The following is a 16,696-nucleotide window of genomic DNA, read 5'->3' as shown; positions in this document are numbered from 1 at the left end:
AAATCGCGAAATTCGCGATTTTTCGATTTTTTTATAACTTCTCGTTCACAAAACGAACGAAGCGATTCCACCAAACTTTTAAGAAGAAGGCTTTTTCGACATTTTTTTCTGCGACCATCTCAAAACTCGGTTTGTCAGTTGTAATGTATCCTTGACCAACTAGATCCTTGTCTTCATAAGTCAAATGTCCAACGACAGTTCCTGCCTCTAGTGGAGCAGTGTGTTCAGTCGTGTCCGCTGTGTAAGTAATAGTTGATTGTGTACGACTACCAAGACGTTGAACGATTTTGATATCTTCTTTTGCAACAGCCGTAACAGTATCTTCCTTCCCATCTAATACAGGTGATTTACTATCTTCATAACTTTCTCCTTGCTTGACGATTGTCTGTAGAGAAAAGTTTGATGAGATGTAATCTAAAATAGAAGAAGTAGCTGTGAAGCGTGCATATGGATTAGTATCTTGGTTGTCAGCGTTTAAGACAACAGTGATAATACGCATTCCTTTTTCTACAGTCGTACCTACAAAGGATGCCCCAGCTTTATCAGTCGTACCAGTTTTAAGTCCATCAACACCACCACGATAGGCAGGCATTCCTTCTAACATATAGTTGGTAGAATGAATTGTCATCCCTGCAAAAGTAGAAGAAGGTTTCTTGGTGATTTCTAAAACTTGAGGATACTTGAGGATTAGGTTGCGAGCAACGACAGCAACATCATAAGCGCTCAATTTATTTTCATCATCTTTCTTTGAACCAGGATAGATATTAGTGCCAAGAGTTTCATTATTGAGCCCAGTTGTGTTGACGAGTGTAGCATCTTGAATTCCCCATTCTTGTAGTTTGGCCTTCATCATATCTACAAAGTCCTTCTCAGAACCGGCAATTTTTTCAGCTAAAGCGATAGCAGCACTGTTCGCACTAGATACTAAAGTAGCTTCTAATAACTCTTCAACAGTGTAATTTCTAGCTTCCATGGGCACATTACTAGCCGCAGAATTAGTTGTCAACTGGTAGGGGTAATCAGAAATTTCTACAGGAGTAGAAAGAGAGATTTTCCCCTGTTCCAAGGCTTCGTAAACGAGATATACGGTAAGCAATTTGCTAATAGAAGCAATTTCAACAGGTTGAGTAGCATCTTTTTCGTATAAAATCTTACCGCTATTAGCTTCAACAGCAATGGCATGTTTTGCTGCTACATCAAAATCTTGGGCAGCAACAGTTGTTGCTGAAGCAAATGAAAAGAGGGTTAATAAGGTTAAAAATAATTTCTTCATAGTAACTTTATTCTATCACAAAGACAAAAGATATTCTTGTTTTTGTGATGAAAGTTATCAATCTTTTTTGAAATATGGTAAAATAGGGAAAAGAGGAGGTGGCCTATGTTTCGGAGAAACAAACTATTCTTCTGGACAACTGAAATCCTATTAATAACCTTAATTTTTTATCTCTGGAGAGAAATGGGTGCTATTATCACACCCTTTGTAAGCGTGCTGAATACAATTATGATCCCTTTTTTATTGGGAGGATTTTTGTATTACATTACAAATCCAATCGTTATTTTTCTTGAGAAGAAGTGCAAGATTAATCGAATTATTGGGATTTTGTTAACCCTTTGTGCCTTAATTTGTGCAATCGTACTTAGTTTTGTCTATCTGCTGCCGATTTTGATTAATCAGTTGAGTAGCCTAATCTACTCGAGTCAAAACATTTATGGTCGTCTTCAAGATTTAGTCATTGAGTTATCAAAACATCCAGCTCTGCAAAATTTAGATATCCAACAAACTATTCAGCAACTGAATCTCTCTTATGTTGATATTTTGCAAAATATCTTAAACAGTGTGACAAATAGTGTTGGAAGTGTTCTATCTGCACTCGTAAGTACTGTATTGATTATCATCATGACACCAGTTTTCTTGATTTACTTCCTACTTGATGGGCATAAATTTTTACCCATGCTAGAAAGAACTGTATTAAAACGAGATAAATTGAACATATCTGGTTTATTGACAAACCTAAATACAACTATTTCTCGTTACATTAGTGGAGTGTCTATAGATGCAGTTATTATTGGATGTTTAGCTTTTATCGGTTATAGTGTGATTGGCTTAAAATATGCATTAGTATTTGCTATTTTCTCAGGTTTAGCAAATTTGATTCCTTATATTGGACCGAGTATTGGACTAATTCCGATGATTATTTCAAATCTGTTTACGGATCCTCAAAAGATGATTATAGCAGTTATCTATATGCTGATTGTCCAACAAGTAGATGGGAATATCCTATACCCTCGTATTGTTGGTGGAGTCATGAAAGTTCATCCGATTACAATTCTCGTGCTATTATTGTTGTCAAGTAATATCTATGGTGTCGTAGGTATGATTGTTGCTGTTCCTACCTATTCCATTTTAAAAGAGATTGCTAAATTCTTAGCGCGACTGTATGAAAATCATAAGGAAGCACAAGAAGTTAAGAAACATCTATCAGAATAAAGATGTCGGGATAAAAGCTCCCGACCTTTTTTTGATTATAGTATCTTTGGTGCTGTATTTGATCAACTTTTTATTGGTTTTAAAACTTTCTAATCTCTTATGATGAAACTTTAATTTTTTCAATACACAACTCTTTACAAACAACTGAATGATTGAAGTCTTTCGGGGCTGGAAATAGGAATTTCAGACTTGGGTTATCGATTGATGGTCTATCGCCTTTTGCTGAAATAAGCCTATTTATAGATATTTTAAATAAATTGGTAGAGGAAGTAGAGCGAGAATAAGAATAATTCACAAAAACTTTGTAAAACACTTGCAATTTAGCTGAAATTTGATAAAATAGTAAGGAAAGTTAGACTGTATTGCCTACTGTCTATCTATAAAATATATTTTATTGGAGGCTTTTACTCAAATGGCAAAAGAAAAATACGATCGTAGTAAACCACACGTTAACATTGGTACTATCGGACACGTTGACCACGGTAAAACTACCCTAACTGCAGCTATCACAACTGTTTTGGCACGTCGCTTGCCTTCAGCAGTTAACCAACCTAAAGACTATGCGTCTATCGATGCTGCTCCAGAAGAACGCGAACGCGGTATCACAATCAACACTGCGCACGTTGAGTACGAAACTGAAAAACGTCACTACGCTCACATCGACGCTCCAGGACACGCGGACTACGTTAAAAACATGATCACCGGTGCCGCTCAAATGGACGGAGCTATCCTTGTAGTAGCTTCAACTGACGGACCAATGCCACAAACTCGTGAGCACATCCTTCTTTCACGTCAGGTTGGTGTTAAACACCTTATCGTCTTCATGAACAAGATCGACTTGGTTGACGACGAAGAATTGCTTGAATTGGTTGAAATGGAAATCCGTGACCTTCTTTCAGAATACGACTTCCCAGGTGACGATCTTCCAGTTATCCAAGGTTCAGCTCTTAAAGCTCTTGAAGGTGACTCTAAATACGAAGACATCATCATGGAATTGATGAACACTGTTGATGAGTACATTCCAGAACCAGAACGTGACACTGACAAACCATTGCTTCTTCCAGTCGAAGACGTATTCTCAATCACTGGACGTGGTACAGTTGCTTCAGGACGTATCGACCGTGGTACTGTTCGTGTCAACGACGAAATCGAAATCGTTGGTATCAAAGAAGAAACTAAAAAAGCAGTTGTTACTGGTGTTGAAATGTTCCGTAAACAACTTGACGAAGGTCTTGCAGGAGATAACGTAGGTGTCCTTCTTCGTGGTGTTCAACGTGACGAAATCGAACGTGGACAAGTTATCGCTAAACCAGGTTCAATCAACCCACACACTAAATTCAAAGGTGAAGTTTACATCCTTACTAAAGAAGAAGGTGGACGTCACACTCCATTCTTCAACAACTACCGTCCACAATTCTACTTCCGTACTACTGACGTTACAGGTTCAATCGAACTTCCAGCAGGTACTGAAATGGTAATGCCAGGTGATAACGTGACAATCGACGTTGAGTTGATCCACCCAATCGCCGTAGAACAAGGTACTACATTCTCTATCCGTGAGGGTGGACGTACTGTTGGTTCAGGTATGGTTACAGAAATCGAAGCTTAATTCGATTTAGTTCCCAGAAGAACAATTATTTAAGTCAGACACTAAAAGAATCTTGCTATGCAAGGTTCTTTTTTTGCGATCATAAGTGAGTGAGTTCCTTTTTTACAATTTCATAAAATCATGGTAAAATGGTTAAATATTAAATTTGGAGAAAAATATGAAGTACAAGCGTATCGTATTTAAAGTGGGAACTTCATCCCTGACACATAAGGATGGAAGTTTATCTCGCAGTAAAGTAAAAGCAATCACACAACAGCTTGCAATGCTGCATGAAGCAGGTCATGAGCTGATTTTGGTGTCTTCTGGGGCTGTTGCAGCAGGTTTTGGAGCCTTAGGATTTAAAAAACGACCGACCAAGATTGCGGATAAGCAAGCTTCAGCGGCGGTTGGTCAAGGATTGCTTCTGGAAGAATATACAACAAATTTGCTCTTAAGACAGATTGTTTCAGCGCAAATCTTGCTAACTCAGGATGATTTTGTCGATAAGCGACGTTATAAAAATGCCCATCAAGCTTTATCTGTTCTTCTCAATCGTGGCGCGATTCCTATTATCAATGAAAATGACAGTGTCGTTATTGATGAGCTCAAGGTCGGAGATAATGATACACTTAGTGCCCAGGTTGCAGCAATGGTGCAGGCAGATCTTTTGGTCCTCTTAACAGATGTAGACGGTCTTTATACTGGTAATCCTAACTCGGATCCAAGAGCTAAACGTCTGGAGAGAATTGAGACCATCAATCGAGAGATTATAGATATGGCTGGTGGTGCTGGATCTTCAAATGGAACAGGTGGTATGTTGACGAAAATAAAAGCTGCTACCATTGCAACTGAGTCAGGTGTTCCCGTATATATCTGTTCTTCCTTGAAACCTGATGCTCTAATTGAAGCAGCTGAAGAAACTCTTGATGGTTCTTTCTTTGTTGCACAGGAAAAGGGACTTCGTACCCAGAAACAATGGCTAGCCTTTTATGCCAAAAGTCAGGGAGCAATTTGGGTTGATAAAGGGGCGGCAGAAGCCCTCTCTCAACATGGAAAGAGTCTCCTTTTATCAGGGGTTGTAGATGTTGAGAGCAATTTTTCTTATGGTGATATTGTAGCGGTATTTGATAAGGAAACTGGAAAATCACTTGGAAAAGGTAGAGTGCAACTAGGTGCATCGGGGCTCAAAGATGTCCTTCGTTCTCAAAAAGCCAAGGGAGTCCTGATTCATCGTGATGACTGGATTTCTATCACTCCTGAAATCCAACTACTCTTTACAGAATTTTAGAGGTAAACTATGGTAAGTACACAAGAACAATTTGAACAGGTACAGGCAGTTAAAAAAACCATCAATACTGCTAGTGAGACAGTAAAAAATCAAGCCTTGCTAGCCATGGCTGATCACTTATTGGCAGCTACTGAGGAGATTTTAGCGGCTAATGTCCTTGATATGGTAGCGGCTAAGGGGAAAATCTCAGATGTTATGCTCGATCGTCTATATTTGGATGCAAGTCGTATCCAAGCGATGGCAACAGGCATTCGTGATGTGGTTGCTTTACCAGATCCAATCGGTGAAGTCCTAGAAACAAGTCAGCTTGAAAATGGTTTGGTCATTACTAAGAAGCGTGTGGCTATGGGTGTTATCGGTATTATCTATGAAAGTCGTCCAAATGTGACTTCTGATGTAGCTGCCCTTGCTCTCAAGAGTGGAAATGCGGTTGTTCTTCGGAGCGGTAAGGATGCCTACCAAACAGCTCATGCCATTGTCACAGCCCTGAAGAAGGGCTTGGAGACTACTACCATTCATCCAGACGTCATTCAATTAGTAGAAGATACCAGTCGTGAAAGTAGTTATGCCATGATGAAGGCTAAGGGTTATCTAGATCTTCTCATTCCTCGTGGGGGTGCTGGCTTGATCAATGCTGTCGTTGAGAATGCTATTGTGCCAGTTATCGAAACAGGTACAGGGATTGTTCATGTCTACGTTGACAAAGATGCGGATGAAGACAAGGCACTGTCTATTATCAATAACGCTAAAACTAGTCGTCCTTCAGTCTGCAATGCCATGGAAGTTCTGCTTGTTCATGAAGACAAGGCGGCAAGCTTTCTTCCTCGCTTGGAGCAGATGCTGGTTGCAGAGCGAAAAGAAGCTGGACTGGAACCGATTCAATTGCGTCTAGATGAGAAAGCTAGTCAATATATTTCTGGACAAGCAGCAGTGGCTCAAGACTTTGACACTGAGTTTTTAGACTATGTCTTAGCTGTTAAAGTAGTTTCTAGTCTTGAGGAAGCTGTAGAGCATATCGAAGTTCACAGCACCCATCATTCGGATGCGATTGTGACTGAAAATGCTGATGCTATAGCTTACTTTACAAATCAAGTGGACTCGGCAGTGGTTTATGTCAATGCTTCGACTCGTTTCACAGATGGTGGCCAATTCGGTCTAGGATGTGAAATGGGGATTTCTACTCAGAAATTACATGCGCGTGGTCCAATGGGCTTGAAGGAATTGACCAGCTACAAATATGTGGTTACTGGTGATGGACAGATAAGGGAGTAAAGAGATGAAGATTGGATTTATCGGCTTGGGGAATATGGGAGCTAGTTTGGCTAAGGCTGTTTTGCAGGCAAAAACGAGTCATCAGATTCTCCTTGCTAATCGTAGTCAAGCTAAGGTGGATGCTTTTATTGCCAATTATGGTGGTCTGGCTTCTAGTAATGACGAAATCTTTGCAGAAGCAGATGTGATTTTTCTAGGAGTAAAGCCAGCTCAATTCTCAGAACTGCTTACTCAATATCAGTCAATCCTTGAGAAACGAGAAAGTATTCTTTTGATTTCCATGGCAGCTGGTTTGACCTTGGAAAAACTCGCTAGTCTTCTTCCAAGTCACCATAGGATTATTCGCATCATGCCTAATACACCTGTTGCTATTGGGCAAGGAGTGATTAGCTATGCCTTGTCTGCAAATTGTCATCCCGAAGACAGTGAACTTTTTTGTCAACTATTAGCCAAGGCTGGCCAGTTGGTTGAAATAAGTGATGGTTTAATAGATGCAGCAACAGGACTTGCAGGCTGTGGACCAGCCTTTGTCTATCTATTTATCGAAGCTTTGGCAGATGCAGGAGTTCAAACAGGATTGCCAAGAGAAACGGCATTGAAAATGGCGGCTAAAACAGTAGTTGGTGCAGGTCAAATGGTCATAGAAAGTCAGCAACATCCTGGAGTCTTGAAAGACCAAGTTTGCAGTCCAGGTGGTTCAACCATTGCTGGTGTAGCAAGTCTAGAAGAACATGCTTTTAGAGGAACCGTTATGGATGCTGTCAATCAAGCCTACAAAAAAACTCAAGAATTAGGCAAATAAGAGGTGAGCATTAAAACTCACCCTCTTTTTTTCTTACAAAGTAGGAAATGAAAAAAGCTTTTCACAAATCCCTATTTTTTTGATAGAATAGAAGAGAGAAAAATAGAAATGAGTCAGACATGTCAAAAGGATTTTTAGTCTCTCTTGAGGGACCAGAGGGAGCAGGAAAAACAAGCGTTCTTGAAGCCTTAATCCCTATATTAGAGGATAGGGGAGTGGAAGTTTTAACAACCCGTGAACCAGGTGGGGTCTTAATTGGAGAAAAAATTCGCGAAGTTATCCTAGATCCTAGTCATACTGAAATGGATCCTAAGACTGAGCTTCTCCTCTATATTGCTAGTCGTCGACAACACTTGGTGGAAAAGGTCTTACCAGCACTTGCAGCTGGAAAACTGGTTATCATGGATCGCTTTATCGATAGTTCTGTTGCTTATCAGGGCTTTGGGCGTGGTTTAGATATCGATGCCATTGATTGGCTTAATGAGTTTGCGACAGATGGACTAAAACCTGATTTGACTCTTTATTTTGACATTGAAGTCGAAGAGGGGTTGGCACGTATTGCTGCCAACAGTGATCGGGAAGTCAATCGTTTGGACATGGAAGGCCTAGACCTACATCGAAAAGTTCGTCGGGGTTATTTATCTCTTTTGGAAAAGGAAACAGACCGCATCGAAAAAATCGATGCTAGCCTACCACTTGATCAAGTGATTGAAAATACGCAACAGCTACTTTTTGATAGGATGGGATTAAGGAGATGAAGCAAGAGCAATTAAGAGCTTGTCAGCCTCTACAATTTGAACGTTTTGTTCATATCTTAGAGCAAGGGCAGCTTAATCACGCCTATCTCTTTTCAGGTAATTTTGGAAGTTTAGAGATGGCCCTTTTCTTGTCTAAAAGTCTCTTTTGTAGTGAGAAAAATGGTATTTTTCCTTGTGAAAAATGTCGGAATTGTAAATTGATTGAGCAGGAAGAGTTTCCTGATGTGACCATAATTAAACCTCTAAATCAAGTTATTAAGACGGAGCGTATTCGAGAATTAGTTGGTCAATTTTCCCAGTCTGGTATTGAAAATCAACGTCAGGTCTTTATTATCGAGCAAGCGGAAAAAATGCATGTGAATGCTGCAAATTCACTCTTGAAGGTTATTGAAGAGCCACAAAGTGAGATTTATATTTTCTTTTTGACCGATGATGAGGAACAGATGTTACCAACGATTCGAAGTCGGACACAGATTTTCCAATTTAAGAAACAAGTCTCTACTTTAATGTCACAGCTTGAAGAGGCTGGTTTAGTAAAAAATAAAGCTAAGCTATTGGCTCAGTTTAGTCAATCGCAGGCAGAGGCTGATAAGCTTGTCCATCAAGCAGGATTTTGGACGCTAGTAGATGAAAGTGAACGACTCTTTTCGTGGCTTTTAGCCCATAAAAAAGAATCCTATTTGCAAGTTGCAAAATTAACGAGTTTGGCTGATGATAAAGAAAAGCAAGATTACGTGCTCAGGATTTTAGAGGTACTAGCTGGTCAAGAGATTCTCAATGTTTCAGCTCGGAATATTTTGCAAAATCTCGTCCAAACTCGTAAAATGTGGCGGGCCAATGTTAGCTTTCAAAACGCTTTGGAATACCTGGTTTTACAAAAAAATTTAAAGTAAAGATAGATTATAGAAAGGGCTGTAATGAATAAAAAAGAATTATTTGATGCTTTAGATGACTTTTCACAGCAATTGTTGGTAACCTTGGCAGACGTCGAAGCTATCAAGAAAAATCTCAAGAGTTTGGTAGAAGAAAATACAGCTCTTCGTTTAGAAAATGATAAACTGAGAGAACGTTTGGGAGAGGTTGAGGAGACAGCTCCAGCTAAGACTAAACATGTAAGGGAAAATGTCCGTCGCATTTATGAGGACGGTTTTCATGTTTGCCGTGACTTTTATGGCCAACGTCGAGAGCAAGATGCAGAATGTATGTTCTGTGATGAGTTGTTATTTAGGGAGTAAGTATGCAGATTCAAAAGAGTTTTAAGGGACAAACTCCCTACGGCAAGCTTTATCTAGTCGCAACGCCAATCGGTAATCTAGATGATATGACTTTTCGCGCTATTCAGACCTTGAAAGAGGTTGACTGGATCGCGGCAGAAGATACTCGTAATACGGGACTTTTGCTCAAGCATTTTGAGATTTCAACCAAGCAAATCAGTTTTCACGAACATAATGCCAAGGAAAAAATTCCTGATTTGATTGAGTTGTTGAAGCAAGGTCAAAATCTTGCCCAAGTATCTGATGCAGGGATGCCTAGTATTTCTGACCCGGGTCATGATTTGGTTAAGGCTGCCATTGAAGAAGATATCGCAGTTGTCACGGTTCCAGGAGCTAGTGCAGGAATTTCTGCCTTGATTGCTAGTGGCTTGACACCCCAACCTCACATTTTTTATGGTTTCTTACCACGAAAATCAGGTCAGCAAAAGCAGTTTTTCGAAGCGAAAAAAGCTTATCCTGAGACCCAGATTTTCTATGAATCACCTCACCGTGTGGCGGATACGCTAGAAAATATGCTAGAAGTCTATGGTGATCGCTCGGTGGTCTTGGTTAGAGAATTGACTAAAATCTTTGAAGAATACCAACGTGGAAAAATTTCAGAATTACTGGAAAGCATCGCTGAAACACCTCTTAAGGGCGAGTGTCTCCTCATTGTAGAGGGTGCTAGTCAAGAAGTAGAAGATAAGGATGAAGAGGACTTGTTTTTAGAAATCCAAGAACGAATCCAACAAGGAATCAAGAAAAATCAAGCCATTAAGGAAGTCGCTAAGATTTATCAGTGGAATAAAAGCCAGCTCTACGCTGCTTATCACGAATGGGAAGACAATCAATCCAATGACTAAACAGGGAAGTTTGCCTTCTTCCCTTTTTTTGTTATACTAGAAGAAGAAAAAATAGAAAGATTTGTGGGAGTGAAAAAGTCCGAGGGACTTTTTCAGCCTGAGCCTGAAAACTCGAAAGCGAGAAAAGTTCGGTTGGCTTTTTTTATGTGAATCTTTACTTCACACTCCCAAAGAGGTATTAGTGTCGTGTCTCAATCTTATATCAATGTTATCGGTGCGGGCTTGGCGGGTTCTGAAGCAGCCTACCAAATCGCAGAGCGTGGTATTCCAGTTAAGCTTTATGAAATGCGTGGTGTCAAGTCAACACCGCAACACAAAACTGACAATTTTGCAGAATTAGTGTGTTCTAATTCCTTGCGTGGGGATGCTCTTACAAATGCTGTCGGCCTCCTCAAAGAAGAAATGCGTCGCCTAGGTTCTCTTATCTTGGAATCTGCTGAAGCAACCCGTGTTCCTGCAGGTGGTGCTCTCGCGGTGGACCGTGACGGTTTTTCTCAAATGGTTACTGAAAAGATTGCCAACCATCCCTTGATTGAGGTCGTTCGTGACGAAATTACAGAATTGCCAACGGATGTTATTACAGTTGTGGCGACTGGTCCCTTGACTAGCGATGCACTTGCTGAGAAAATTCATGCTCTTAATGGTGGTGACGGTTTTTATTTCTACGATGCTGCAGCGCCTATTGTGGATGTTAATACGATTAATATGAATAAGGTTTATCTCAAATCTCGTTATGATAAGGGAGAAGCAGCCTATCTCAATGCTCCTATGACCAAGCAAGAGTTTATGGATTTCCATGAAGCCTTGGTCAATGCAGAAGAAGCTCCGCTCAATTCTTTCGAAAAAGAAAAATATTTTGAAGGATGCATGCCAATCGAAGTCATGGCTAAACGGGGTATCAAAACCATGCTCTATGGTCCTATGAAACCAGTTGGTTTGGAGTATCCAGACGATTACACAGGTCCTCGTGATGGAGACTTTAAAACTCCTTATGCGGTCGTTCAGCTTCGTCAGGACAATGCTGCAGGTAGTCTTTATAACATCGTTGGTTTCCAAACTCACCTTAAATGGGGAGAACAAAAGCGTGTCTTCCAAATGATTCCAGGTCTTGAAAATGCAGAGTTTGTCCGTTATGGAGTCATGCACCGCAATTCTTACATGGATTCACCAAATCTTCTTGAGCAGACATACCGTTCTAAGAAACAGCCAAATCTATTCTTCGCTGGTCAGATGACGGGTGTGGAAGGCTATGTTGAGTCAGCGGCATCAGGTCTAGTAGCTGGTATTAACGCAGCTCGTCTTTTCAAGGGAGAAAGTCCTGCTATTTTCCCAGAGACAACAGCAATTGGAAGTCTAGCTCATTACATCACCCATGCTGATAGTAAACACTTCCAACCAATGAACGTCAATTTCGGAATTATCAAGGAATTGGAAGGCGACCGCATTCGTGATAAGAAGGCTCGTTATGAAAAAATTGCAGAGCGTGCCTTGGCTGATTTGGAAAACTTTTTATCCGTTTAAAATTTTCAAAAGAATAACTCATGAGACTATAAAATTCTCAAAAAATGTGATAGAATAGTTTGAATAAAATAAAGGAGCGAAGTCAGGTGGAACCCAAATATAAACGTATTTTGATTAAGTTATCAGGTGAGGCCCTTGCTGGCGAACGTGGTGTCGGAATTGACATCAAAACAGTTCAAGCAATGGCTCAAGAAATTCAAGAAGTACATAACTTAGGTATTGAGATTGCCCTCGTTATTGGTGGAGGAAATCTCTGGCGTGGAGAACCTGCTGCAGAAGCTGGAATGGATCGTGTACAAGCAGATTATACAGGAATGCTTGGAACCGTTATGAATGCTCTTGTAATGGCAGATTCATTGCAACAAGTTGGTGTGGATACACGTGTTCAAACAGCCATTGCTATGCAACAAGTAGCAGAACCTTACGTTCGTGGTCGTGTTCTTCGTCATCTTGAAAAAGGACGCATAGTTATCTTTGGTGCGGGAATTGGTTCACCATACTTCTCAACAGATACAACAGCGGCTCTTCGTGCAGCTGAGATTGAAGCGGACGCTATCTTGATGGCTAAGAATGGGGTTGATGGTGTCTACAATGCTGATCCTAAAAAAGATAAGACAGCTGTTAAATTTGAAGAGTTGACTCACCGTGACGTGATCAATAAAGGTCTCCGTATCATGGACTCAACAGCTTCAACACTTTCAATGGACAATGATATTGACTTGGTAGTTTTCAACATGAACCAACCAGGAAATATTAAACGTGTTGTATTTGGTGAAAATATCGGAACTACAGTTTCAAATAATATCGAAGAAAAGGAATAAGAAAAGATTATGGCAAACGCAATCGTAGAAAAAGCAAAAGAGAGAATGACCCAATCTCACCACTCACTTGCTCGTGAGTTTGGAAGTATTCGTGCTGGCCGTGCTAATGCTAGCTTGCTTGACCGCATCCACGTTGAGTACTATGGTGTTGAAACACCACTTAACCAAATTGCTTCTATCACAATCCCAGAAGCGCGTGTCTTGTTGGTAACACCATTTGACAAATCATCTTTGAAAGATATCGAACGTGCTTTGAATGCTTCAGACCTAGGTATTACACCAGCTAACGATGGCTCTGTTATTCGCTTGGTAATCCCAGCTCTTACAGAAGAAACTCGTCGCGACCTTGCTAAAGAAGTGAAAAAAGTCGGTGAAAATGCTAAAGTTGCTATCCGTAATATCCGTCGTGATGCTATGGACGAGGCTAAGAAACAAGAAAAAGCAAAAGAAATCACTGAAGACGAATTGAAGACTCTTGAAAAAGATATTCAAAAAGCAACAGACGATGCTGTTAAACACATCGACGAAATGACTGCCAACAAAGAAAAAGAAATCTTGGAAGTCTAAGAAATAAACAGAAAAACTCAGTTGGCATTGCTGGCTGAGTTTTATTCGAAAGAAGGAAATATGAATACAAATCTTGCAAGTTTTATCGTTGGACTCATCATCGATGAAAATGACCGTTTTTACTTTGTTCAAAAGGATGGTCAAACATATGCCCTAGCTAAAGAAGAAGGTCAGCATACAGTTGGTGATACGGTCAAAGGTTTTGCTTACACAGATATGAAGCAAAAATTGCGCCTCACTACTACAGAAGTGACTGCAACTCAGGAACAATTTGGTTGGGGAACCGTAACAGAGGTTCGTAAGGACCTTGGGGCTTTTGTTGATACAGGATTACCAGACAAGGAAATCGTTGTGTCACTTGATATTCTCCCTGAACTTAAAGAACTCTGGCCAAAGAAAGGTGATCGACTTTATATTCGTCTAGAAGTGGATAAGAAGGACCGTATCTGGGGAATCTTAGCTTATCAGGAAGATTTCCAACGATTGGCACGTCCTGCCTACAATAACATGCAGAATCAAAATTGGCCTGCCATTGTTTACCGTCTCAAATTATCAGGAACTTTCGTCTATCTACCAGAGAACAACATGCTTGGATTTATCCATCCAAGTGAGCGCTATGCGGAACCTCGTTTGGGACAAGTTTTAGATGCGCGTGTCATTGGATTCCGTGAGATTGACCGAACGCTTAATCTCTCTTTAAAACCACGCTCTTTCGAGATGTTGGAAAATGATGCCCAGATGATCTTGACTTATTTGGAAAGCAATGGTGGCTTCATGACCTTGAATGATAAGTCATCACCAGATGATATCAAGGCTACTTTCGGTATTTCAAAAGGTCAGTTTAAAAAAGCACTCGGTGGTTTGATGAAGGCTGGCAAAATCAAGCAAGATCAGTTTGGTACCGAATTAATTTAGGGAGGCTTATGAGAAAATCATTTTATACTTGGCTCATGACAGAACGAAATCCTAAAAGTAATAGTCCTAAAGCTATTTTAGCGGATCTGGCTTTTGAGGAGCCCGCCTTTCCGAAACATACAGATGATTTTGATCAAGTCAGTCGTTTTTTAGAGGAACATGCTAGCTTTTCCTTTAATATGGGAGACTTCGATCGTATCTGGCAGGAATATTTAGAACATTAAGGCTACTAGATGAGGTTTGGGGTAGTAATTTCTCAGCCTCTTTGCTATAATATAGTCATTCAGTTATCTTTTATGAGGATTTTACTTATTTTGGCAAGTATCGTTTACCATTACGAATTGTCAAAGTGATAGGATTTTTGAAAGTTATTTCATACTTAAAAGAAAACAAAATGATAAAACGAAATAAGAGAATTAGAGAGGTTCTTTGTTTGAAGGAACATTCAATAGATATTCAACTGAGTCATCCAGATGACCTATTTCATCTTTTTGGGTCCAATGAGCGCCACCTTAGATTGATGGAGGATGAATTAGATGTCATCATCCATGCCCGTACAGAGATTGTACAAGTCTTGGGAGCAGAGAATGCTTGTGAGGAAGCCCGTCAAGTTATCCAAGCCTTAGTGGTCTTGGTTAATCGTGGAATGACTGTTGGAACTCCAGATGTGGTGACAGCCATTACCATGGTTAAGAATAATGAAATCGATAAGTTTGTCGCCCTCTATGAAGAAGAGATTATCAAGGATAATACAGGTAAGCCCATCCGTGTTAAAACCTTGGGTCAAAAGCTTTATGTGGATAGTGTCAAGCAACACGATGTGACCTTTGGGATTGGGCCAGCAGGAACAGGTAAGACCTTCTTAGCAGTGACTTTGGCCGTAACAGCTCTCAAGCGTGGACAAGTCAAGCGAATCATTTTGACACGTCCAGCAGTGGAAGCGGGAGAGAGCCTTGGATTTCTTCCAGGTGATCTCAAGGAAAAGGTAGATCCTTACCTTCGTCCTGTTTATGATGCCTTGTACCAGATTCTCGGAAAAGACCAAACAACTCGTCTCATGGAACGTGAAATCATTGAAATCGCTCCACTTGCCTATATGCGTGGACGTACATTGGATGATGCCTTTGTTATATTGGATGAAGCGCAAAATACAACCATCATGCAGATGAAGATGTTTTTGACTCGTTTAGGCTTTAATTCTAAGATGATTGTCAATGGAGATATCAGTCAGATTGACCTGCCACGTAATGTCAAGTCCGGTTTGATTGATGCTCAAGAAAAACTCAAGAACATCCATCAGATTGACTTTGTTCATTTCTCAGCCAAGGATGTGGTTCGCCACCCAGTTGTCGCTCAAATTATCAGAGCCTATGAACCTCGACCTGTCAAAGCTGAAGAAAACGAAGAAGAAAGAGAATAAGGAAAAAGGACCTAGGCAAAAACTAGCTTCTAAATAAAACCACACAGTGATTTCAGTCTTGAATACAATCAAGCTGAAAGAAACACTGTGTGGTTTTTGAATAGGTGAACGTTTTAGATGCTAGATTCTTTGCCAATTTGGTGAGATTCATGCTCATGAAGATGAATGCTATCTCTGTTGCGACAGCTTGTTTACCTCTGACATGCACTCTGCGCACGCCGAAAACTACCAAAAACGGGTTCAACATCAATTTTCCGTTTGGCATAAATTTGAGAGCTTTCTTCACTATGTAATGTTTGTGTAAGGAGTTCCTTAAAGTAATTCCAAGTTTGATTATAATGGATTTGTTTCTGATTCCCACTATCCGTTTTAGCCAAGTGTTCTAACTTAGGAGTATCTTGAATTTTATCCGCCTCATAAATCTTGAAATCACGTTGAAGCCCATACTTGTCAGTTCGACTAGAGTAGTTCTTAAAGGAATAAACTAGGCCGTCGGGCTTTATAAACTGGTCCGTGTCCTCAAGATATTCCCAGTTCATTGGGTTATCTGTGCTCGTTTAGTACTTTTTAGTCAATTTTGATTAGGTTGTTGGCATGTTTACTGGAGCGGAAATTATTAATCGTTTTATAGCTAACATAGGTATCTTGGCTCAACCATTTCATGAGAATGACTTCTTCGTTCATTTGAACGATTTTATGTCCAAAGAACACTTGACGACCATAAGCGAATATGGTCATCTTCATGAGTATGGTTGGACGAAAGGCAGGACGACCAGTGTGAGAGGTCTATTTCAGTAATACTTGACTAGGGATATTGTCAACAAATAGGCTAATCATTCTCGCTTCGTAACTTAGTGGAATATCGTAGGCAAGATTCACTTCCAAACTTAACTGAGTTTTTGATGGTTTTAGTAGTGGTTCAACTTCATTCCTACTATTCTTGATGGTGTGAATATGCTTATAATGTATTCCAGTTAAACACGAAAGCTTTGAACTTTATGAAATTAACATACGTTAATAAAAAAATTAACCCGTATTAATTTTTCTTGACTTAAATTTTTTTAATTGATATACTATTTTCAGAGAGTTAACAATTATATATAAATGCACTACTCTATTTCCTAGATAATACTTAGTAAA

General features: G+C 40.0%; 16 protein-coding genes and 1 pseudogene. 15 read left to right on the top strand and 2 right to left on the bottom strand.

Annotation, left to right across the window (positions count from 1 at the left end; all coding sequences use genetic code 11):
- Positions 1 to 31: 31 nt before the first annotated feature.
- On the bottom strand, positions 32 to 1,273 hold the full coding sequence (gene pbp3, locus HMPREF2728_RS08990; RefSeq protein ID WP_075227694.1) for a D-alanyl-D-alanine carboxypeptidase PBP3: 1,242 nt from the start codon (positions 1,271 to 1,273) through the stop codon (positions 32 to 34).
- A gap of 105 nt (positions 1,274 to 1,378) precedes the next feature.
- Here pbp3 and HMPREF2728_RS08985 point away from each other — a divergent pair, with 105 nt between their 5' ends.
- The 15 genes from HMPREF2728_RS08985 (at position 1,379) to HMPREF2728_RS08915 (ending at position 15,556) form a co-directional block, all read left to right on the top strand.
- Positions 1,379 to 2,488 (top strand): AI-2E family transporter, encoded by a 1,110-nt coding sequence (locus tag HMPREF2728_RS08985; RefSeq protein ID WP_075227693.1) that lies wholly within the window; start codon positions 1,379 to 1,381, stop codon positions 2,486 to 2,488.
- 412 nt (positions 2,489 to 2,900) lie between these two features.
- Positions 2,901 to 4,097 carry an elongation factor Tu gene (gene tuf / locus HMPREF2728_RS08980; RefSeq protein ID WP_001040718.1) on the top strand — a complete coding sequence of 399 codons (1,197 nt, stop codon included), beginning with the start codon at positions 2,901 to 2,903 and terminating at the stop codon, positions 4,095 to 4,097.
- A gap of 157 nt (positions 4,098 to 4,254) precedes the next feature.
- Entirely contained in the window at positions 4,255 to 5,364 is a 1,110-nt protein-coding gene (gene proB / locus HMPREF2728_RS08975) for a glutamate 5-kinase (RefSeq protein ID WP_075227692.1), read from the top strand.
- 9 nt (positions 5,365 to 5,373) lie between these two features.
- On the top strand, positions 5,374 to 6,636 hold the full coding sequence (locus HMPREF2728_RS08970; protein WP_075227691.1) for a glutamate-5-semialdehyde dehydrogenase: 1,263 nt from the start codon (positions 5,374 to 5,376) through the stop codon (positions 6,634 to 6,636).
- A gap of 4 nt (positions 6,637 to 6,640) precedes the next feature.
- The gene (proC, locus tag HMPREF2728_RS08965; RefSeq protein ID WP_075227690.1) at positions 6,641 to 7,438 is read left to right on the top strand and encodes a pyrroline-5-carboxylate reductase; all 798 of its coding nucleotides are present in this window, start codon (positions 6,641 to 6,643) and stop codon (positions 7,436 to 7,438) included.
- Positions 7,439 to 7,557: 119 nt separating this feature from the next.
- Entirely contained in the window at positions 7,558 to 8,196 is a 639-nt protein-coding gene (gene tmk, locus HMPREF2728_RS08960) for a dTMP kinase (protein ID WP_075227689.1), read from the top strand.
- A complete protein-coding gene (locus tag HMPREF2728_RS08955; RefSeq protein ID WP_075227688.1) occupies positions 8,193 to 9,089 on the top strand; it encodes a DNA polymerase III subunit delta' in 897 nt (298 codons plus the stop codon). Before tmk ends, HMPREF2728_RS08955 begins: the two co-directional genes overlap by 4 nt.
- Positions 9,090 to 9,113: 24 nt before the next feature.
- Positions 9,114 to 9,431 (top strand): DNA replication initiation control protein YabA, encoded by a 318-nt coding sequence (gene yabA, locus HMPREF2728_RS08950; RefSeq protein WP_001034369.1) that lies wholly within the window; start codon positions 9,114 to 9,116, stop codon positions 9,429 to 9,431.
- A gap of 2 nt (positions 9,432 to 9,433) precedes the next feature.
- Complete coding sequence (gene rsmI, locus HMPREF2728_RS08945; protein ID WP_075227687.1) at positions 9,434 to 10,312, top strand: 16S rRNA (cytidine(1402)-2'-O)-methyltransferase; 879 nt, start codon at positions 9,434 to 9,436, stop codon at positions 10,310 to 10,312.
- A gap of 186 nt (positions 10,313 to 10,498) precedes the next feature.
- Complete coding sequence (gene trmFO, locus HMPREF2728_RS08940) at positions 10,499 to 11,833, top strand: methylenetetrahydrofolate--tRNA-(uracil(54)-C(5))-methyltransferase (FADH(2)-oxidizing) TrmFO (RefSeq protein WP_075227686.1); 1,335 nt, start codon at positions 10,499 to 10,501, stop codon at positions 11,831 to 11,833.
- A gap of 86 nt (positions 11,834 to 11,919) precedes the next feature.
- Positions 11,920 to 12,654: a UMP kinase gene (gene pyrH / locus HMPREF2728_RS08935; RefSeq protein WP_075227685.1), complete on the top strand. Its 735-nt coding sequence runs from the start codon at positions 11,920 to 11,922 to the stop codon at positions 12,652 to 12,654.
- 9 nt (positions 12,655 to 12,663) lie between these two features.
- Complete coding sequence (gene frr, locus HMPREF2728_RS08930; protein WP_001262232.1) at positions 12,664 to 13,221, top strand: ribosome recycling factor; 558 nt, start codon at positions 12,664 to 12,666, stop codon at positions 13,219 to 13,221.
- Between the two features lie 60 nt (positions 13,222 to 13,281).
- On the top strand, positions 13,282 to 14,136 hold the full coding sequence (gene cvfB, locus HMPREF2728_RS08925) for an RNA-binding virulence regulatory protein CvfB (RefSeq protein WP_060955857.1): 855 nt from the start codon (positions 13,282 to 13,284) through the stop codon (positions 14,134 to 14,136).
- A gap of 8 nt (positions 14,137 to 14,144) precedes the next feature.
- Positions 14,145 to 14,360: a YozE family protein gene (locus HMPREF2728_RS08920; RefSeq protein ID WP_060955856.1), complete on the top strand. Its 216-nt coding sequence runs from the start codon at positions 14,145 to 14,147 to the stop codon at positions 14,358 to 14,360.
- Positions 14,361 to 14,569: 209 nt separating this feature from the next.
- Entirely contained in the window at positions 14,570 to 15,556 is a 987-nt protein-coding gene (locus HMPREF2728_RS08915; RefSeq protein WP_060956387.1) for a PhoH family protein, read from the top strand.
- Here HMPREF2728_RS08915 and HMPREF2728_RS10450 read toward each other — a convergent pair.
- A pseudogene (locus tag HMPREF2728_RS10450) lies at positions 15,455 to 16,501 on the bottom strand (transposase). The gene HMPREF2728_RS08915 and the pseudogene HMPREF2728_RS10450 sit on opposite strands and share 102 nt — an antisense overlap.
- Between the last annotated feature and the right edge of the window lie 195 nt (positions 16,502 to 16,696).

Source organism: Streptococcus sp. HMSC061D10 (assembly GCF_001808865.1).
In the GTDB taxonomy this organism is placed as follows: domain Bacteria; phylum Bacillota; class Bacilli; order Lactobacillales; family Streptococcaceae; genus Streptococcus.
The sequence above is the reverse complement of the archived record's forward strand: the minus strand, read 5'-3'. Positions and strand labels throughout refer to the sequence as shown.